Origin of the sequence: Streptomyces gobiensis, assembly GCF_021216675.1 — a bacterium.
GTDB lineage: Bacteria > Actinomycetota > Actinomycetes > Streptomycetales > Streptomycetaceae > Streptomyces > Streptomyces gobiensis.
In genome coordinates, this window is sequence record NZ_CP086120.1 from 3,987,946 (window position 1) to 4,007,549 (window position 19,604).

At 68.2% G+C, this 19,604-nt stretch carries 16 protein-coding genes and 1 riboswitch; of the genes, 7 read left to right on the forward strand and 9 right to left on the reverse strand.

The window, feature by feature from the left end; genetic code table 11:
• Window positions 1-188: 188 nt before the first annotated feature.
• From test1122_RS18695 to test1122_RS18715, 5 genes are all read right to left on the reverse strand, one after another.
• Window positions 189-2,516: a ribonucleoside-diphosphate reductase subunit alpha gene (locus test1122_RS18695; protein WP_232270317.1), complete on the reverse strand. Its 2,328-nt coding sequence runs from the start codon at window positions 2,514-2,516 to the stop codon at window positions 189-191.
• A gap of 125 nt (window positions 2,517-2,641) precedes the next feature.
• A riboswitch (cobalamin riboswitch) is annotated at window positions 2,642-2,767 on the reverse strand.
• Window positions 2,768-2,821: 54 nt separating this feature from the next.
• A complete protein-coding gene (locus test1122_RS18700; RefSeq protein WP_232270318.1) occupies window positions 2,822-3,328 on the reverse strand; it encodes a GNAT family N-acetyltransferase in 507 nt (168 codons plus the stop codon).
• Window positions 3,329-3,600: 272 nt separating this feature from the next.
• The gene (locus tag test1122_RS18705) at window positions 3,601-3,789 is read right to left on the reverse strand and encodes a CstA-like transporter-associated (seleno)protein (protein ID WP_232270319.1); all 189 of its coding nucleotides are present in this window, start codon (window positions 3,787-3,789) and stop codon (window positions 3,601-3,603) included.
• A complete protein-coding gene (locus test1122_RS18710) occupies window positions 3,786-6,077 on the reverse strand; it encodes a carbon starvation CstA family protein (protein ID WP_277879853.1) in 2,292 nt (763 codons plus the stop codon). Before test1122_RS18710 ends, test1122_RS18705 begins: the two co-directional genes overlap by 4 nt.
• Before the next feature lie 151 nt (window positions 6,078-6,228).
• Entirely contained in the window at window positions 6,229-7,026 is a 798-nt protein-coding gene (locus test1122_RS18715; protein WP_232270320.1) for a GntR family transcriptional regulator, read from the reverse strand.
• A 283-nt stretch (window positions 7,027-7,309) separates the two neighbouring features.
• Between test1122_RS18715 and test1122_RS18720 the strand changes: the two genes are divergently transcribed.
• The 6 genes from test1122_RS18720 to test1122_RS18745 all read left to right on the forward strand — a co-directional run bounded on the left by test1122_RS18720 (window position 7,310) and on the right by test1122_RS18745 (window position 15,758).
• On the forward strand, window positions 7,310-8,605 hold the full coding sequence (locus test1122_RS18720; protein WP_232270321.1) for a sugar ABC transporter substrate-binding protein: 1,296 nt from the start codon (window positions 7,310-7,312) through the stop codon (window positions 8,603-8,605).
• A 214-nt stretch (window positions 8,606-8,819) separates the two neighbouring features.
• On the forward strand, window positions 8,820-9,818 hold the full coding sequence (locus test1122_RS18725) for a carbohydrate ABC transporter permease (RefSeq protein ID WP_232270322.1): 999 nt from the start codon (window positions 8,820-8,822) through the stop codon (window positions 9,816-9,818).
• Window positions 9,815-10,765 carry a carbohydrate ABC transporter permease gene (locus tag test1122_RS18730; RefSeq protein ID WP_422397009.1) on the forward strand — a complete coding sequence of 317 codons (951 nt, stop codon included), beginning with the start codon at window positions 9,815-9,817 and terminating at the stop codon, window positions 10,763-10,765. Before test1122_RS18725 ends, test1122_RS18730 begins: the two co-directional genes overlap by 4 nt.
• Window positions 10,766-10,774: 9 nt before the next feature.
• Window positions 10,775-12,325 (forward strand): glycoside hydrolase family 3 protein, encoded by a 1,551-nt coding sequence (locus tag test1122_RS18735; protein WP_232270323.1) that lies wholly within the window; start codon window positions 10,775-10,777, stop codon window positions 12,323-12,325.
• Between the two features lie 45 nt (window positions 12,326-12,370).
• Entirely contained in the window at window positions 12,371-13,432 is a 1,062-nt protein-coding gene (locus test1122_RS18740) for an SIS domain-containing protein (protein WP_232270324.1), read from the forward strand.
• An 853-nt stretch (window positions 13,433-14,285) separates the two neighbouring features.
• A complete protein-coding gene (locus tag test1122_RS18745) occupies window positions 14,286-15,758 on the forward strand; it encodes a PAS domain-containing sensor histidine kinase (protein WP_232271975.1) in 1,473 nt (490 codons plus the stop codon).
• A gap of 138 nt (window positions 15,759-15,896) precedes the next feature.
• Here test1122_RS18745 and test1122_RS18750 read toward each other — a convergent pair whose 3' ends face one another.
• Together test1122_RS18750 and test1122_RS18755 are read right to left on the reverse strand one after the other, a co-directional pair.
• On the reverse strand, window positions 15,897-16,154 hold the full coding sequence (locus tag test1122_RS18750; protein ID WP_028427873.1) for a WhiB family transcriptional regulator: 258 nt from the start codon (window positions 16,152-16,154) through the stop codon (window positions 15,897-15,899).
• Window positions 16,155-16,471: 317 nt separating this feature from the next.
• Window positions 16,472-17,437 carry a diacylglycerol/lipid kinase family protein gene (locus test1122_RS18755; RefSeq protein WP_232270325.1) on the reverse strand — a complete coding sequence of 322 codons (966 nt, stop codon included), beginning with the start codon at window positions 17,435-17,437 and terminating at the stop codon, window positions 16,472-16,474.
• Between the two features lie 96 nt (window positions 17,438-17,533).
• Between test1122_RS18755 and test1122_RS18760 the strand changes: the two genes are divergently transcribed.
• Window positions 17,534-17,968 carry a hypothetical protein gene (locus test1122_RS18760; RefSeq protein WP_232270326.1) on the forward strand — a complete coding sequence of 145 codons (435 nt, stop codon included), beginning with the start codon at window positions 17,534-17,536 and terminating at the stop codon, window positions 17,966-17,968.
• Window positions 17,969-17,986: 18 nt separating this feature from the next.
• Here the strand turns inward: test1122_RS18760 and test1122_RS18765 are convergent, their stop codons facing one another.
• Both test1122_RS18765 and test1122_RS18770 read right to left on the reverse strand, forming a co-directional pair.
• Window positions 17,987-18,940 (reverse strand): RNA polymerase sigma factor SigF, encoded by a 954-nt coding sequence (locus test1122_RS18765; protein ID WP_232270327.1) that lies wholly within the window; start codon window positions 18,938-18,940, stop codon window positions 17,987-17,989.
• Window positions 18,941-18,978: 38 nt separating this feature from the next.
• Window positions 18,979-19,386, reverse strand: a complete 408-nt coding sequence (locus test1122_RS18770) for an ATP-binding protein (protein WP_232270328.1) — start codon at window positions 19,384-19,386, stop codon at window positions 18,979-18,981.
• Window positions 19,387-19,604: the final 218 nt, after the last annotated feature.

Below are 19,604 nucleotides of genomic sequence, written 5' to 3' on the forward strand. Positions count from 1 at the left end.
CGCCCCCAGACCCCCGAAGTGTTGTGGGCACTCGGGCCGCCCGAGGGGCGGCACGGGTGGGCACAACACCCGCCCACCGGCCCGCACCGGCAAACCCCGGGGGGCCCGGGGCGAAGCCCGCCACGCGGCGGAGCCGCATATCGGTACAGCCGGGAAGGGGCGGGGCTGGGGAAAGGAACCCGCCGTTGCTACTGGCAGGACTCGCAGGACTCCGGGTTCTCCAACGAGCAGGCATCAGCCTGCCGCACAGAAACCGCACTGCTACGCGCCGACTGCGCAATCCGAGTAGCCGGCCGCGACCGCAGGTAATACGTGGTCTTGATACCCCGCTTCCACGCATACGCGTACATCGAACTGAGCTTGCCAATCGTCGGCGCCGCCATAAACAGGTTCAGTGACTGGCTCTGGTCGAGATAGGGAGTCCGGGCCGCCGCCATATCGATCAGCGCCCGCTGCGGGACCTCCCACGCGGTGCGGTACAGCGCCCGCACCTCCTCCGGAACGCCGGGCAGCTCCTGTACCGAGCCATTGGCCTCGCGCAGCCCCTCCCGGGTCCGCTCGTGCCAGAGCCCCAGCCGCTTCAAGTCCTCCACCAGATAGGCGTTGACCTGCAGAAACTCCCCGCTGAGCGTCTCGCGCTTAAAGAGGTTGGAGACCTGCGGCTCGATGCACTCATAGACACCCGCGATCGACGCGATGGTCGCGGTCGGCGCGATGGCCAGCAGCAGCGAGTTGCGCATACCGGTCTTGGCGATACGGGCCCGCAGGGCCGCCCAGCGCTCGGGCCAGCTGGGCTGAGCGTCACCGTAGTGGTCGGGGTGCAGCACACCGTGCGCCGTCCGGGTGGACTCCCAGGCCGGATGCGGGCCGTGCCGCTCGGCGAGATCCGCGGAGGCCTCGTAGGCCGCGAGCATGATCCGCTCGGAGATCCGGGTGGACAGCGCCCTGGCCTCCGGTGAGTCAAAGGGCAGCCGCAGCCGGAAGAAGACATCCTGCAGCCCCATCAGGCCCAGACCGACCGGGCGCCAGCGGGAGTTGGAGCCGCTGGCCTGCTCGGTCGGGTAGAAGTTGATGTCCACCACCCGGTCGAGGAAGGTCACGGCCGTACGGACCGTGGCGTCCAGCCGCTCCCAGTCCATGTCCCCATCCGGGCCCAGATGCGCGGCGAGGTTGATCGAGCCCAGATTGCACACCGCCGTCTCGCCATCGTCCGTCACCTCCAGGATCTCGGTGCAGAGATTCGAGGAGTGGACCACATGGCCCGGCTCGGCGGTCTGGTTCGCGGTGCGGTTGGCGGCGTCCTTGAAGGTCATCCAGCCATTGCCGGTCTGCGCCAGGGTGCGCATCATCCGGGCGTACAGCTGGCGCGCCGGGATGGACTTGATGGCCAGCCCCGCGGCCTCCGCCTTCCGGTACGCCGCGTCGAAGTCATCGCCCCACAGATCCACCAGCTCCGGCACATCCACCGGCGAGAACAGCGACCAGTCAGCATCCGCCTCGACGCGGCGCATGAACTCATCCGGGATCCAGTGCGCGATATTGAGGTTGTGGGTGCGGCGGGCCTCCTCCCCGGTGTTGTCCCGCAGCTCCAGGAACTCCTCGATGTCCGCGTGCCAGGTCTCCAGATAGACACAGGCCGCGCCCTTGCGACGGCCGCCCTGATTGACCGCGGCGACCGAGGAGTCGAGGGTGCGCAGGAACGGGACGATGCCATTGGAGTGGCCGTTCGTCCCGCGGATCAGCGACCCTCGGGCCCGGATCCGTGAGTACGACAGGCCGATACCACCGGCGTGCTTCGACAGCCGGGCGACCTGGTGGTAGCGCTCATAGATGGAATCCAGCTCATCCAGCGGCGAGTCCAGCAGATAGCAGGACGACATCTGCGGGTGGCGGGTGCCGGAGTTGAAGAGGGTGGGGGAGGAGGGCAGGTAGGCCAGCGTGCTGGTGAGCCGGTACAGCTCGGCGACGTCGGCCAGTGCTCGCTCGCTGTCGTCCTCGGCGAGCCCGCAGGCCACCCGCAGCAGGAAGTGCTGTGGGGTCTCGATGACCTGGCGGGTCATCGGATGCCGCAGCAGATAGCGGGAGTGGACGGTACGCAGTCCGAAGTAGCCGAAGCGGTCATCGGCGCCCTCGGCCAGGGCCCGCTCGACCAGCGCGTCCAGCGCCGCCGCATGGGTCCGTACGAACTCGGCCGTACGGTCCGCGATCAGCCCTTCGTGGTGGCCCACCGCCACCGACGCCGAGAAGGACACCGCGCCCTGGCCGGCGGCCTCATCCCGGATGGCGAGGGTCAGCAGCCGCGCGGCGAGCCGTGAGTACTGCGGCTCATCGCCGATCAGCCCGGCGGCGGCCTCGGTGGCCAGCGACCGCAACTCCGCTTCGTCCGACCCGGCGTTGCGGCCGCGCAGCGCGGCGGCCGCCACCTTGCCCGGGTCGGTGGCGGGCAGATCGGCAGTGAGATCGGTCAGGGTGCGCAACAGCACCGCTGATACGGGCTCCGCGGGTGCGATGGTCACGGGACGGGCTCTCCCTCGCTCGGCAGGGGCCACGAGGCTGGTGCGCGGCGGGGCGCGTACGGGCGTGCCGCAAGCAGAGCGGAGCACACCACGCAGCGTCCACCGGCCCAACCCGCGAGGCCCGGACGTATTCGATACCGTCGGCAGGTCTTCGGACTCGCGAAGGCGCATGGAAGCACCCATCGCATACCGTTGCGGGACAGTTCCGGATTCGCACCGGATTCCCCTGCGGCGACAGCGAGGACGAGCATACATCTAGTGGCGCGTGGGTCATGCACCCCCATATGTTGTGTCCGGTATACGCGTTAGGTTGACAAGTCCAGCTCGAACGTCCACAGCCTGAATCCCGGCAGCGGCTCCCAGTCCCGCTCCGGGGTACGGACAAACCCCAGCCGCCCGTACAGCCGGTGGGCCGCGTGCATGCCCTGCTGGCTGGAGAGCACCAGCCGGGTCAGCCCGAGCCCCCGCGCCCGGCTGACGCATGCCCGCACCAGGGCCTCCCCGGCCCCCCGGCCGCGCCCCTCGGGCCGTACCGCCAGCATCCGGAACTCACCTTCGCCGGGCCGGGCGATATCGGCGTACTCCCCGCCCTCAGCGACGAAGGCGACCGTACCCAGCAGCTCGTCGCTGCGGCTGTCCGCGGCCACCAGCACCTCGGCGTGCTCCGACCGCCGCCGCGTGTCGCGCAGTTCGGCGAGATAGGGGTCGGCTTCCCCGAAGTCGAGCAGGCCGTCACCCAGATACGCTTCGGCGGTCAGCTCCCCAATCTCATCCAGCTCCTCGGAGCGGGCCACTCTGATCACGATATCCATGCGCCCAGTGTGAACGAGGGTGCGTTCCCCACCCCCCGCTCCTTCCCGAAACTGGGGGCTCCGCCCCCGGCCCCCAAGTGTTGTGGGCACTCGCAGCCCCGCGAGGGGCTGTGGGTGGGCACAACCCGGCCACCGGCCCGCACCCGGCGAACCCCGGGGCCCGGGGGCGTGAGCCCCGGTTACGGGAAGGGGCGGGATACGGGGACACCCACCCACGGCACCCCGGGAACGCAGCCCCCACGGGGCCGAGCCAGGGGACCCCCGGCGGCCACTCAGCAGCAGCGGAACCCCTCCCGGGGATCCCCGTCGCGGCGGTCCATGCGGCGCCGCTCAAATTCCCCCCGGCTCACCACCACCGCCCCGGGACGCTCCCGCCGCACCCGCTCCGCATACCGCTCATACGCGGTCTCGCCGGTGAACTCACGCACGTACCACCACAGTCGCCCGATACTCAGCGTCACGGCCGGATCTCCTCCCGCTCCTCCGGGACACCGCCGCCGGGTCCCAGGCCCGCGGCCTCCAGCTCGGCCTTCTCCTCCCTGGTCGGGAAGAGCCCGGCCGGGGCGATCAGCTTGGACTCCTCATACGGCGCCTCATTGAGCTCGATGCCCTCAGGGCTCCGTACCGCCTTGACGCACACCCGCACCGCGTCAGCGATGACCACCACGATCAGCAGCGCGAACACCGCCGACAGCGTCCCCTGGACCGTGGTATTCGTAACGATCGTCTGCAGATCCGCCAGCTCCTGGCCGCTGAACTGGCCCGAGTCGATCTTCTCCTGGGCCTGCGCCCGCTGGCTGAAGAACCCGACGCGCGGGTCGCCGGAGAACACCTTCTGCCAGCTCGCGGTCAGCGTGACCGTGGCGTCCCAGGCCAGCGGGACCGCCGTGATCCAGGCCCACTTGAGCCGTCCGGACTTGATCAGAAGGACCGTACACACCGTCAGGGCAACTGCGGCCAGCAGCTGGTTGGAGATACCGAAGATCGGGAAGAGCTGGTTGATGCCGCCCAGCGGGTCATGGACACCGACCCAGAGGAAGTAGCCCCAGGCCAGCACCACCAGCGCGCTGGTGAAGTAGACGCCGGGGAGCCAGCCGACCTGCCGGAACTTCCCCAGCACCGGCTCGGCCCTGCCGAGCGCGTTGCCCAGGCCCGGTGGCATCCACGCCGCCTGCCGGGCCGCCCGGACCACGGGCTGGGTGTTGCCCACCATCTCCTGGAGCATAAAGCGGCCGACCCGGGTGCCGGAGTCGATCGCGGTCAGGATGAACAGCACCTCAAACATGATGGCGAAGTGGTACCAGAAGGCGATCATCCCGGAGCCGCCGATGACGCCCGCGAAGATATGTGCCACGCCCAGTGCGAAGGTGGGCGCACCGCCCGTACGGGAGAGAATCGAGCCCTCTTCCACCTGCCGGGCCGCCTCGGCCAGTTGGCCGGGTGTGAGGGTGTAGCCCCAGCTGGTGATGGTTTCCGAGGCGGACTGCAGGGTGTCACCGATGACGGCGGGCGGGGCGTTCATCGCGAAGAACAGCCCGGGGTCGAGGATGCAGGCCGCGGTCATCGCCATCACGGCGACCGAGGACTCCATCAGCATGCCGCCGTAGCCGACCATCCGGACCTGGGTCTCCTTCTGGATCATCTTCGGGGTGGTGCCCGAGGAGATCAGGGAGTGGAAGCCGGAGAGGGCGCCGCACGCGATGGTGATGAAGACGAAGGGGAAGAGCGAGCCCGCGAAGACGGGGCCGTCGCCCCGGGTGGCGAAGTCGGTGACGGCATCCATCTTCAGCGTGGGCAGGGTGACGACGATGCCGAGGGCCAGCAGACCAATCGTCCCGATCTTCATAAACGTGGAGAGGTAGTCGCGGGGAGCGAGCAGCATCCACACCGGCAGCACGGAGGCGACAAAGCCATATATCACCAGCCAGATGACCAGTGTGCTCTTGTCGAGCGTGAAGACGCCGGCCCAGCTGGATTCGGCGATCCAGCTGCCCGCGGTGATGGCGAGCAGCAGCAGCGTGATGCCGATCAGTGAGACCTCGGCGACCCGGCCGGGCCGGATCCAGCGCAGGTAGATCCCCATGAACAGGGCGATCGGAATGGACATCGCGGTGGAGAAGGTGCCCCAGGGCGACTCGGCCAGGGCGTTGAGCACCACCAGCGACAGCACCGCGATCAGGATGATCATGATGGCGAAGACCGCGACCAGCGCCGCGATACCGCCGATCGGGCCGATCTCCTCGCGGGCTATCCGGCCGAGCGACTTGCCATTGCGGCGGGTGGAGAAGAACAGGACCACCATGTCCTGTACGGCACCCGCGAAGATCACCCCAACGATGATCCAGATGGTGCCGGGGAGATAGCCCATCTGGGCGGCCAGCACCGGACCGACCAGCGGACCGGCCCCCGAGATGGCGGCGAAGTGGTGCCCCAGGAGCACCCGGCGGTCGGTTGGGTGGAAGTCGACCCCGTCGTTGAGGCGTTCGGCCGGGGTGGCGCGGGTTTTGTCGGCCTTGAGCACCCGGTAGGCGATAAAGCGGGAGTAGAAGCGGTAGCCGATGGCGTACGAACCCAGCGCGGCGGCCACCATCCAGGCGGCCGACACCTCCTCGTCCCGGGAGAGCGCGAGCATGGCCCAGCCGAGCGCGCCCACCAGGGCGACCGCCGTCCAGAGGACGACGGTCTTCGGAGCGGGACTCCCGCGTCTCGGTGTGGCGTCCGGGGCGGGGGGTGCTGCGGGCTCGGCCATGCTGCGGCTCCGTTCCTGCTGGTGATCTCCTTCGGTAACGCGCGGGAAAACTTAAGGCAGGGCTTGGGCGGCCGTCACTAGGTCGGCCACAACCCGGGGGAGGAACGGTCGACTTGTGCGCCGAGCGGCACTCGGCGCACCGCGTTTGTGCCTATGCCTCGGGGCGTTGCAGCCGCGCCACAAACTTGTAGCGGTCACCCCGGTAGACCGAGCGCACCCATTCGACCGGCCGGCCCTCCCGGTCGAAGGAGTGCCGCGACAGCATCAGCATCGGCAGCCCGACATCCGTGCCGAGCAGCCCTGCCTCACGCGGGCTGGCCAGCGAGGTCTCGATGGTCTCCTCGGCCTCCGCGAGGCGGACGCCGTAGACCTCGTACAGGGCCGTATAGAGCGAGGTGTACTTCACCAGGCTGCGGCGCAGTGCGGGAAAGCGCTTCTGGGACAGATGGGTGGTCTCGATGGCCATCGGCTCGCCGCTGGCGAGCCGCAGCCGCTCAATACGGAGCACACGTGCCCCGGTGGGGATGTCGAGCAGCCCGGCCAGCCGGTCATCGGCGGTGATGTAGCCGATATCGAGCAGCTGGGAGGTGGGCTCCAGCCCCTGCGCCCGCATGTCCTCGGTATAGGAGGTGAGTTGCAGCGCCTGGGAGACCTTGGGTTTGGCGACGAAGGTGCCCTTGCCCTGGATACGCTCCAGCCGCCCCTCGACGACCAGCTCCTGGAGTGCCTGGCGGACCGTGGTCCGGGAGGTGTCGAACTCCGCGGCCAGGGTGCGCTCCGGCGGCACCGGGGTGCCGGGCGGCATGGTCTCGGTCATCTCCAGCAAATGCCGCTTCAGGCGGTAGTACTTCGGTACGCGAGCGGTGCGCGCACCGCCGTTCCCGTTGTTGTTCCCAGCCTCGCCCGCGGCCGTCGTGGCGGCCGGGGCTGCGCCCCCGTCGGTCCCCATGGCACGCCTTCCCGACTCATGTCGTGCTGCCGTCACCGGCTCCTCCGTACGTAGCGGCTCACATGGTGGCACGGCCCTCGCCCAAGGTGGGCGCCCAGCTCAGGTGTCGTTCCGGTAACGGACCCCACTGCCCTTCTTATACACCCTTGACACCCCTATAGGTCTAGGCCAAGCTGCGGACACTGGTCTACACCATTAAAGACCAATCCCAGCCCCACGGGCAGTACCTCGGCGTATGTCTCCGCGGCGGGCGGGAGTTTCTGGCATCTCCGAGGAGGGTGACGTGAAGCGCAAGCTCATAGCGGCGATCGGTGTCACAGCGATGATGGCCGGTGTCGCGGCCTGTGGAGCGGACAGCGGCAACGCGTCCAAGGATCCGAAGGAGCGGGACGAAACGCTCACCGTATGGCTGATGAACGACGCGGAGAGCACCTGGCCCGAGCTGGTCAAGGACGTCAACGCGCAGTTCAAGAAGAAGTACCCGAACGTCAAGGTCAAGGTGCAGTACCAGCAGTGGGGCGACAAGGCCAAGAAGCTGGACACCGCCCTCGGCGGTACCAAGTTCCCCGATGTGGTGGAGCTCGGCAACACCGAGACCATGACCTACATCCTCAACGGCGCCCTCGCCGAGATCGACCCCAAGAAGTACGACAACTCCGACACCTGGATCGAGGGCCTGAAGGACACCTGCACCTTTGAGGGCAAGCAGTTCTGTGTCCCCTACTACGCGGGCGCCCGGGTCGCGATCCTCAACACCGAGATGTTCGACAAGGCCACCGGCTCCAAGGAACTGCCGCAGACCGAGGCCGGGCTGAAGAAGGCGCTCGCCAAGGTCCAGCAGAAGTACGGCTCCGACCCGGCGTTCTCCTCGCTCTATCTGCCCGGCAGGTACTGGTACGCGGCGATGTCCTACGTCGCTGCCTACGGCGGCCAGATCGCCGAGTACGACGAGGGCAAGAAGGAGTGGAAGGCCACGCTCAGCAGCCCCGAGGCACAGCGGGGTATCAAGCACTTCGTCGACCTGGTCAAGACGTACAACAAGGCCGACAAGACCAAGGACGAGCAGGACCACGCCAATGTGATGGCGAATGAGAAGGCCGCTCTCCTCTACGGCAATGGCTGGGAGGCCGGCAGGGTCGTCGAGGGCGAAGAAGGCAACCCCAAGCTCGACGGCAAGATCGCGACGGCCGGTATGCCCGGCCCCAACGGCAAGCCCCTGCCGTCCTTCATCGGCGGCTCCGATCTCGCGGTGATCGGCAAGTCCAAGGTCACCGACCTGGGTGAAGAGTGGATCGCCATGTTCACCAGCGAGAAGTCCCAGGAGGTGCTCGCCTCCAAGAACATTCTGCCCAACAACACCAAGCAGCTTGAGCCGCTGAAGTCGAACCCGGAGACCGCTCCGATCGCCAACGCCGTGCCGGACGCCTGGTTCACGCCGATCGCTCCCGGCTGGACCGCCGTCGAGACCAAGCTGATCCTGCCCAACATGCTCCTCGACATCATCAAGGGCACTCCGGTGGAAGAGGCCACCAAGAAGGCCGACCAGCAGATCGACGATCTGATCAACAACGAGGCCTGACGCAGCGGGTGACGCAGCGATGCGCACGGGCGGGGCCAGCCGAAGGCCCCCGCCGTGTGCGCCCCTCTGACGAAGAGAGCGAGTGACTCCGCTTCCCCACCTGAAGGAGGGGAGCTTCCAACCCGAAGGTTGCGGCCACAGGCCAAGGAAGCGATTCCCCCCTCGGCTGAAGCCGGGGGTTCCCTCGCCAGGAGACTGATGGAAGGTCAGCACAGTGACTGCTGCCGACACACAAGCCGCCGATCCCCCGGTAGCCGGGCCACGGGATCCCGGCGGCAGCGGCCCGCGGCCGCCCCGGGACGGTGTCCGGCCCAGCAAGAAGACCACCGGCGCGCTGCTGCCCTATCTGCTGATCGGACCCGCGATCATCGCGATCGGCGCGGTCTTCGCGTGGCCACTGGTCAAAACCGTGGTCATGTCCTTCCAGGACATGGGCCGCAGGGAGCTGTGGAGCGGCGAGACCCCGCCCTGGGTCGGCTTCGCTCAGTTCACCCATATCCTGGGCGACTCCCAGTTCTGGGCCGTCACCTTCCGGACCGTGGTCTTCATGGTCGTATGTGTCACCGCGACCATGGCCTTCGGCCTGCTCATAGCCCTGCTGATGCAGCGGCTGTCCACCTGGGTACGGCTGCTGCTGACCGGAGCGCTGGTCGCCGCCTGGTCCATGCCGCTGCTGGTGGCGACCTCGATCTTCCGGTGGTTCGCCGACTCTGACTACGGCGTGGTGAACAGCCTGCTCAGCAAGGTTCCCGGGGTGGATTTCCAGGGGCACAACTGGTTCCTCAACCCCTGGCAGGGGTTCACCATTATCGCCGCCGTGGTGATCTGGGGGGCCATCCCCTTTGTGGTGATCACGCTCTATGCCGCGCTCACCCAGGTGCCCAAGGAGCTGGAGGAGGCCGCCCAGCTCGACGGCGCAGGGCCGCTGGGCGTCTTCCGCAATGTCGTCTTCCCGGTGATCAAGCCGGTCTTCCAGATGATCGCCACGCTCTCGGTCATCTGGGACTTCAACGTCTTCGGCCAGGTCTTCCTGATGCGCGGCAACAAGCCGGAGCCGGAGTACGAGCTGCTGGGCATCTACTCCTTCCAGAAGGCGTTCAGCAGCTCCTCGTTCAGCCAGGGCACCGCCATCGCGCTCATCACCGTGCTGCTGCTGTCCGGTGTGGCCGTGTACTACCTGCGTCAGCTGCTCAAGACGGGAGAAGTCGAGTGACGACCTCCACCCCCGCCACCCGCGAGACCGAAGCCCGCAAAAAGGCGACCGCCCCCGAACGGGCTGTCCGGCCGGATCGTAAACCGGGCCGCAAGCCGGACTGTAAGCCGGGCCGTAAACGGGGCCGCGAAAAGAACCGCCTCGGCTATAACATCCTGGGCCTGATCACCTTTGTGGTGATGGCCTTCCCGGTGTACTGGCTGCTCGTCAGCGCCTTCCGCCCGAACCGCGAGATCCGCAGCTACGACCAGCCGCTGTGGCCCAACTCCATTACCTTCGACAACTTCGTACGGGCCACCGAGACCCGGTTCTTCTGGACCGCGATTCAAAGCAGCCTGATTATCTGCGTCACCTCGGTGCTGGGTGCCATGCTGATCGGCACCATCGCGGCCTTTGCCATCGGCCGCTTCAACTTCATCGGCCGCAAGCCGTTCATGATGGTGCTGATCATGGTCCAGCTGCTGCCGCCGACCGCGATGCTCATCCCCATCTACGTCCAGCTCAACGCCATGGGCGCACTCAATGAGTACTGGGGTGTGATCGTCGTCTATCTGGTGTCGGTACTGCCCTTCACCACCTGGATGATCCGTGGCTTCGTCATCAACGTCCCCAAGGAGCTGGAAGAATCCGCGATGGTGGACGGCTGTACGCGGATGGCCGCCTTCTGGCGGGTGATTTTCCCGCTGCTCGCTCCCGGTCTCGCGGCGGCCTCCATTTTCGCGCTGATCACCGCGTGGAACGAGTATCTGTTCGCTTACATCCTGATGCAGGACAACGACAAATACACACTCAATGTGTGGCTGATGAACTTCACCACTGACCGCGGCACCGACTACGGAGGGCTGATGGCCGGGTCCGTGATGATCGCTGTTCCTGTCGTGATCTTCTTCATGATTGTCCAGAAGAAGATGGCGGCGGGCCTCACCTCCGGCGCAGTGAAGGGATAGCGCACGCCCATGACGACTCTCGTCCGCGAATCCGACACCCTCACCCGGGACGCCCTCGCCGTCCTCCAGCCCGGTTTCACCGGCACCGCGGCCCCCACCTGGCTGCTGCGGAGACTCAGTGAAGGGCTGGCCTCCGTCGGCCTGTTCGGCCGGAACATCGAGTCGGCGCGGCAGCTCGCCGCGCTCACCGCCCAGCTGCGCGCCGTACGCCCCGATGTGCTGGTGGCGATCGATGAGGAGGGCGGCGATGTCACCCGGCTGGAGGCGCGCACCGGCTCCTCCTTCCCCGGCAACCTCGCACTCGGCGCCATCGACGACCCGGCACTGACCCGGGATGTCGCCCGCGAACTCGGCCGCCGCCTTGCCGACTGCGGGGTCAACCTCAACTGGGCGCCCTCCGCGGACGTCAACTCCAACCCGGACAACCCCGTCATCGGCGTCCGCTCCTTCGGCGCTGACCCGCGGCTGGTCGCCCGGCACACCGCCGCGTATATCGAGGGCATGCAGTCCGTGGGGGTGGCCGCCTGCACCAAACACTTCCCCGGGCACGGCGACACCAATGTGGACTCCCACCACGATCTGCCGTGTATCGACGCCGACCTCAGTACCCTTCATGCCCGCGAACTGATCCCCTTCCGGGCCGCGGTGGCCGCCGGGACCAAGGTCGTGATGAGCGCCCATATCCTGCTGCCCGCGCTGGACTCGGTGCTGCCCGCGACGCTCAGCCCCGCCGCTCTGACCGGACTGCTGCGTGCGCCGGTGGGCGAGGGCGGCCTCGGCTTTGCGGGCCTGATCGTCACCGACGCGGTGGAGATGAAGGCCATCGCCGACACCCATGGCATTGAGCGCGGCACCGTGCTCGCGCTCGCCGCGGGCGCCGACGCCATCTGCGTGGGCGGCGGGCTGGCCGATGAGGACACCGTGCTGCGGCTGCGCGACGCGCTGCTGCGGGCCGTACGCGCGGGCGAGCTGTCTGAGGAACGGCTCGCCGACGCCGCAGCACGGGTACGCGCGCTCGCGCGCTGGACGGCGGCGGAAGCGAGGGCGGGGGCCCCGGCGGGGGAAGGGGGCGCGCCCGCCCCCGACGTCGGACTGACCGCCGCCCGCCGCGCCCTGAGCATCACCGGCCTGGACGGCTGGGTCCCGCTGACCGAGGGCCCGTATGTCGCCGCCTTCACACCGGTGGCGAACATCGCCGTCGGTGCCGAGACCCCCTGGGGACTCGCCGTCGAGCTGGCACAGCTGCTGCCCGGCAGCGAAACCGGTGCCTACGGCCGGCAGCAGGCGGCGGAGCACGGTATTTCTGCAATGATCGCAAATGTGCTCGGGGCCGCGGCGGACCGTAGGATCGTCGCAGTGGTCCGCGACGTCCACCGCCACCCCTGGATGGCCGACGCGTTGGATGCCCTGCTCGCTGCCCGGCCCGACACGGTTGTGGTGGAGATGGGTGTCCCCCAAGCGCCGCCCTCCGGTGCACTGCACATCGCGACCCATGGCGCCGCCCGCGTCTGCGGCCGGGCCGCCGCGGAGGTCATCGCCGGCCAGGGGGCCGACGGCTGATCTTCCGTGGACCGCACGCAATACAGCCAACTGGAGGCACCCAGCATGTCCGCAGCTGATCGCCCGGCGACAGGTCGGATCATGTCCGGCGAGATGGCCGAGCAGCCCGCCGTACTGCGCCGCATCCTTGACGAGGGCGCACCGAAGATCCGTGAAGTCGCCGAGCAGATCGCGGCCAGAAACCCCCGCTTCGTACTGCTCACGGCGCGCGGCACATCCGACAACGCCGCGCTGTACGCGAAGTATCTGCTCGAGGTCCTGCTGGGCAAGCCCTGCGGGCTCACCTCCATGTCCACCACCACCGCGTACGAGGCCAAGCCCGACCTCACCGACTGTCTGGTGATCACGGTCAGCCAGTCCGGTGGCTCCCCGGACCTGGTCGCCTCCACCCAGGCCGCCCGGGAGGCCGGTGCGATCACTCTCGCGGTGACCAACAACGCCGACTCCGCCCTTGCCGCGGTCAGCGAGTTCCACATCGACGTTCTCGCCGGGCCGGAGAAGGCGCTTCCGGCGACAAAGACGTACACCGCCGAGCTGCTGGCGCTCTACCTCTTCGTTGACGGTCTGCGCGGGGGCGACGGCGCGGAGAACGCCAGGGCGCTGCCCGAGCTCGCCGAGCAGATCCTCGGCCGTCAGGCCGAGGTCAAGGAGCTCGCGGGCCGCTACCGCTTCGCCGAGCGCATGGTGCTCACCTCCCGTGGTTACGGCTATCCGACCGCCAAGGAGGCCGCGCTGAAGCTGATGGAGACCAGCTACATCCCGGCGCTCTCCTACTCCGGCGCGGACCTGCTGCACGGACCGCTGGCGATGGTCGACAATGTCTCGCCGGTCATCGCGATCGTCACCGACGGCAAGGGCGGTGATGCGTTGCAGCCTGTGCTCGACCGCCTCAAGGACCGTGGCGCGGATCTGGTCGTCATCGGCCCCAAGCCACAGGTGGACGGGGCCTCGGCGGGGTTTGTCCTGCCGACTGAGGGGGTCGGTGAGGAGCTTCAGCCGATCTTGGAGATCATCCCGCTGCAGATGCTGGCCTATGAGGTCACGATTGCCCGCGGGCAGGACCCGGACGCGCCTCGCGCGCTGGCGAAGGTCACCGAAACGCATTAGGCGTGGCCTGCTGCGGCAGTCTGCGACGCTCCGGGCCAACCCCGCAATGGGGCTCCCGGCGCTTGGTGGGCGCAACACCGCCCACCAGCCCGCGCTGTGAGAGCCGAGGCGCCAGCGTCACGCCCCCGATGGGGGTTTCCGTCCCGGCTGTGCCGGTGTGCGGCTGCGCCGCGTGGCGGGGCTTCGCCCGGCTGCGGGGTGCTGTGGGTGGGTGTCCCCGTATCCCACCCCTTCCCGTAACCGGGGCTTCGCCCCGGGGCCCCGGGGTTTGGCGGGTGCGGGCCGGTGGCCGGTGTTGTGCCCACCAGGCGTCGCGAGCTCTGTTGCGGGGTGGGCCGGAGCGTTGTGGCTGGTGTGGGTGGGTGGTTGCGTAGCAGGGCGGGCCTACGCCCCTCGCGGGGCTGGGGGCACCTCCCTGGGGGCACCTCCCAGCGGTAGCTGGGGGAGAAGTCTGGGGGAGAGTGCCCACAACACGGGGAGGGGGTCTGGGGGCGTCAGCCTGCGGTTTCGGGGAGGGGCGGGACAGGGGAGTCGGACCCCGCGGCAAGACCTGGACGCACTTCGGGCCGCGGCGCCTGGACGGGACCCTCAACCCGTCCGGCACCGCAGCCCGGAGCGATCGGAGACCCCGGCGCAGTCAGGGCAGAGAGCGCCGTGAGCCTCGCTCTGCCCTCCTGTGCGGGGAGGGCAGAAGTCTGCTTCTTTATTCTGGACTAGACCAATCTGGTCTGTCTATGCCTTGAATGGACTTCTTGCCGCAACAGGGCGGCTGGGGTTGATTCTTGCGCACAGGAGCGCGGAGGCATAGACGTAAGCCCCATCGGCCGCCGGTTAGGCTCGCTGTGTGCCCTCTATGAACGATCTCGTACGCCAGCACACCGCCCTCGGGGAGTCCGATCTCGAGTGGTTGCATCTGCTGGTCTCCGAGTGGCAGCTGCTCTCGGACCTCTCCTTCGCGGATCTGGTGCTGTGGGTGCCTACCCGTGACGGCACACGCTATGTCTCCGTAGCCCAGATGCGTCCCAACACCGGGCCGACCTCCTACCAGGACGACATGGTCGGCCATCTGGTGCCACGCGGTCGCCGCCCGCTGCTCGACTCGGCGCTCGACGAGGGCCGTATCGTCCGTGAGGGCGATCCGGAGTGGCGGGAGGAGGTCCCGGTCCGGGTCGAGTCGATCCCGGTCCGCCGTGAGGGGCGGGTGCTGGGGGTGATCGCCCGCAATACGAACCTGCTCACCGTGCGTACGCCGAGCCGACTGGAGCTCACCTACCTCCAAAGCGCCTCCGACCTGGCCCAGATGATCGCCGCCGGTGCGTTCCCCTTCCCTGGCGAGCAGGTCGATATGGACGCCTCACCGCGCGTAGGTGACGGCCTCATCCGGCTCGACGCCGAAGGCCTCGTCCAGTACGCGAGCCCCAACGCGCTCTCCGCCTATCACCGTCTCGGCCTGGCCGCCGATCTTGTCGGCATGCATCTCGGCCAGGCCACCGCCGAGCTGGCGCCCTCCCGTGGGCCGGTCGATGAATCACTGGTCAAGCTCGCCAGTGGCTGGGCACCGCGCGAGGCCGAGATCGAGGGCAACGACTGTGCCGTCCAGCTGCGTGCCATCCCGCTCAAGCCCAAGGGCACCCGGATCGGCTCGCTCGTCCTGCTGCGTGATGTCACCGAGCTGCGCCGTCGGGAGCGCGAGCTGATCACCAAGGACGCCACCATCCGGGAGATTCATCACCGGGTGAAGAACAACCTCCAGACCGTCGCCGCCCTGCTGCGGCTCCAGGCGCGGCGGATCGGTTCGGAGGAAGGGCGGGAGGCGCTGGAGGAGGCCGTCCGCCGGGTCGGTTCGATCGCCATCGTCCACGAGACACTGTCCCAGAACCTCGATGAGCGCGTTGAGTTCGATGAGATCGCCGACCGGGTGCTGGCGATGGTTGCGGAGATCTCCCCGGGCAAGGTGGCGGGACGGCGTACGGGCCGCTTCGGGATTCTGGACGCCGAGATCGCGACCCCGCTGTCGATGGTGCTGACCGAGGTGTTGCAGAACGCTCTGGAGCACGGCTTCGGGCCGGGCGACCACGGCACCGTTGAGGTCGGCGCGGTGCGCGGCGGGGGAGCGGGCCGGGAGGCGCGGTTGCTGGTCACCGTGCAGGATGACGGCAAGGGCGTGCCGGAGGGCTTCGATGTCCGGAAAGCGGGCAATCTGGGGCTGCAGATCGTACGGACCCTGGTGGAGGGTGAGCTCGGCGGGACCTTTGACATGGTGCCCGCTCCCGAGCGCGGTACCCGGGTCATCTTCGACATCCCGGTGGCGCCGCAGAAGCGCTGAGTACGAAAGCGCTGAGCCCCGGTTCGTAAGACGGTCCAGCAGACGGTCTTACGAACCGGGGCTCAGCGCTGACGTTGCGGTGCGCACTCGGGGGCACTGCGCGCTGCGACTCGGGGCAGCAGGTGGCGGGGCTGGGCGTCAGGCAGTGGCCTTGCGTGCCCGGTTGCGGGCGGCGCGGCGCTTCATAGCGCGGCGCTCGTCCTCACTGAGGCCACCCCACACACCGGAGTCCTGGCCGGACTCAAGAGCCCACTGCAGGCACTGCTCCATGACGGGGCAGCGGCGGCAGACGGCCTTGGCTTCCTCGATCTGCAGCAGCGCAGGACCAGTGTTGCCGATGGGGAAGAAGAGCTCGGGGTCTTCTTCGCGGCAAACGGCGTTGTGACGCCAGTCCATGGCTGCTCCATCTCCTGTGTGATCTGGTGATGCTTGTGAATGTGAACGCTTTCACGAATCCCCTCGCAAGTGAAGGGGTCACCGATCGACTGTGATGCGGGTCCCATTGGGGTGATAGAGGGGATTCAGGCTCTCAAGGGGGTCCACGGAAGGGACCGTCCCGATCGCCATGAAGAGACTCGCAAACCTCGGCGGCGGATACAACCCCTTCTGGCAAGTTTTTTTTGATTCCTTGGTGTCGCTTGGCTCACAGCCGTACTTCTAGTGGGTGGAAGCTGGCCTAAACGTTCGAGTAGAAGGACTTTAGGCCCTTCCGCTTACACAATCACACGCAGTGCACGGCGAACGCCTGTGAAGGTCACGTTCGTACGCAGCCCTAGGTGGTCACCGTCCATCTGAAAGGGCAGTGGAACCTGTGAATGCAAGGTGAAGTCCGTGAGGTCGTGAAGTGAGACGGCGTGCTTGCCGCGCGGCCCGCGCTCAGGTGACGAAGTCAGCAGCTGAGCCCCATAGCGGGTGACCGCGGCGGGGGAGAGCCGGGCGAGTCCGAGCACATCGAGGGCCGTGTCGAAGGACGCCTCCGGAGCGGCGTACACCGGGCGATTGCCCAGGTAGGTCCAGGGAGCGGTGTTACAGACTATGGACAGCACAAGCTGTTCGACGGGCTCCTCGCCGGGCCGCTCCAGTGTGATCGTGCCACGCCTGCGGTGCGGTTCCATGAGGAACTGCCGCATCACCTGACGTACATACAGCGCGTGAGTCGAACGCTTGCCCCGCTCCCGCTGCTGCTCGACCCGTCCTACCACGCCCGCGTCAAAGCCGAAGCCCGCGCAGAAGGTGAACCAGCGCGCGGGCACCTCGGCGTCCTCGGTGTCCGGGGTCCCGGCCGCCAGACCGAGGCCGATGGTGCGCTCGCTGCGCGACTCCAGCGCGTCCAGCAGCGCGCCCGTGGCCTCCACCACATCGTTGGGCAGTCCGAGCGCGCGGGCGAAGACATTGGTGGAGCCGCCGGGCACCACGGCCAAGCGAGGGAGGGCTGGGTCGGGGCCCCGGTGCAGCAGGCCGTTGACCACCTCGTTGACGGTGCCGTCGCCACCGAGCGCGATCACCAGCTCGGTCTCGCCCCCCTCCGCCGCCTGCCGGGCGAGGTCCCGGGCATGGCCCCGGTACTGAGTGGTCGCGACCTCCAGCTTGAGGTCGCTGGCGAGGGCGTGCGTGAGCACATCACGTGTACGCGCACTGGTGGTGGTTGCTTTCGGGTTGACCACGAGAAGTGCGCGCATGGAGTGCAGGTTACCTAGCGAGGGCGGAGCCGCTCACCCCCTGGCATGGCTTCACGGGGCCCCGCCCCGTAATACGGCTCCCGCTACCCTGACGGGGTGAGTACGGAAACCTCTGCCGCCGCTGGTCCTGCCGAGACCGCCCGCCCGACCCGGGTCACCGTCGCCGCCGCGCTGGTCGGCCTGCAAGGGATCGTGGTGGCCGGGCTCGGGGTGTGGATGCTGGCGCTGCTGCTGACCGGAGACCGGCCGGACAGCGTGACGCAGGCCGCCACGGGGGCCGTGACCGTGCTGGCGCTCGCCGTGCTGCCGCTGGCGGCCGCCCGTGGGCTGTGGCGGCTGCGCCGCTGGAGCCGCAGCCCGGCGATCTTCCTACAGCTGCTGTCGCTGCCGGTGGGATGGCAGATGGGCAACAGCGAGGGCGCCTGGGTCGCGGGCGGGCTGGCGCTCGCCGCCGTCGCCATCGCCGTACTGGTCTGTCTCTTCCACCGGAAGGCCGCCGACTCGCTCGGGATCGCCGGGCGGGACGCGTAAGCCTCGCTCCTCGACGGCTCACTCCTCGACGAGGAGCTTCTCGCGGAGCTGTGCCAGCGTGCGGGCCAGCAGCCGGGAGACATGCATCTGGGAGATGCCGACTTCCTGGGCGATCTGCGACTGGGTCATATTGCCGAAGAACCGCAGCAGCAGGATTTTCTTCTCCCGTGGCGGCAGCTCCTCCAGCAGCGGCTTGAGCGATTCGCGGTACTCCACGCCCTCCAGCGCGTCATCCTCCGCGCCCAGGGTGTCCGCGACCGCCGGGGACTCATCGTCCGTATCCGGCACATCGAGAGAGAGGGTGCTGTAGGCGTTGGCTGACTCCAGCCCCTCCAGGACATCTTCCTCGGAGATCGACAGCCGCTGGGCCAGCTCATGCACCGTGGGCGCGCGGCCGTGCTGCTGAGACAGCTCGGCGGTCGCGGTGGACAGGGACAGCCGCAGCTCTTGCAGCCTGCGCGGCACCCGTACCGCCCAGCCCTTGTCACGGAAGTGCCGTTTGATCTCGCCGACAACCGTTGGGGTCGCATAGGTGGAGAACTCCACACCACGATCCGGGTCGAACCGGTCCACCGACTTGATCAAACCGATCGTGGCGACCTGGGTCAGATCGTCAAGCGGCTCACCACGGTTGCGGAAGCGCCGTGCCAGATGCTCGACGAGCGGCAGATGCATCCGCACCAGGGTGTTGCGCAGCTCAGCTCGCTCCGGTGACTCCTCCGGGAGCTTGCGCAGCTCTATGAACAGGGCCCGGGCGCCACTGCGGTCGTGCGGGTCCGCAGCGCTGTGGCTGTGCTGCCCGTACTGGCCCTGCGTGTGCTGCTGCTGGTCCATGGCGTCCGCCCGCTCTGCCTGCTCCACTCGCTGACTCGGGTCGGCCGGATGCGGCCGGGCCTGCTGCTCCGGGATCGCCGTCGGGTCCGTCGCCACCTCATGACGGCCCACCGGCGCCTCACGCTCCAGGTCGTTCATACCGGCCCCCTCGTCCCGTGCTGGCCCTCTGGCATCGCTCACGATGCTCCGGGGTCAGCGCCACGCTTCTTGTGCAGGCTGATGCTGACCGTGCGGTCCTCGGCGACTGTTGAGTCGACCTCGCCGGCCAGCGCGGAGAGCACCGTCCAGGCGAAGGTGTCGCGCTCGGGAGCACGGCCGTCCGTTGTGGGTGCCGAGACCGTCACTCTCAGTGAGTCACCGACCAGCTTGAAGACACAACTGAGCACACTTCCGGGGACGGCCTGCTGGAGCAGGATCGCGCACGCCTCATCAACCGCGATGCGCAGATCCTCGATCTCATCGAGGGTGAAGTCCAAGCGTGCCGCGAGGCCGGCGGTGGCCGTACGCAGCACGGATAGATAGGCACCCGCTGCGGGCAGCCGGACCTCGACGAAGTCCTTCTCCCCACCTACGATCTGGGACACCCTCACCTCCAAGGTGACACAACTGGTTGAGCTGCCACGAACGCCGGGCCGTCGCCCCTGTCACGGGGGCTAACGGACCGGCGCGGCAGATAGTTCGCCTGCGACGCTATCGCGATCCGTGGCATGCTGTCGCCCGGATGGAGGCCATGGCACCCCATACCGTTAAGGTCACCCATAGTAAACATATGGGCACTGTCTGTGGCTAGGGGTTGAGCGAG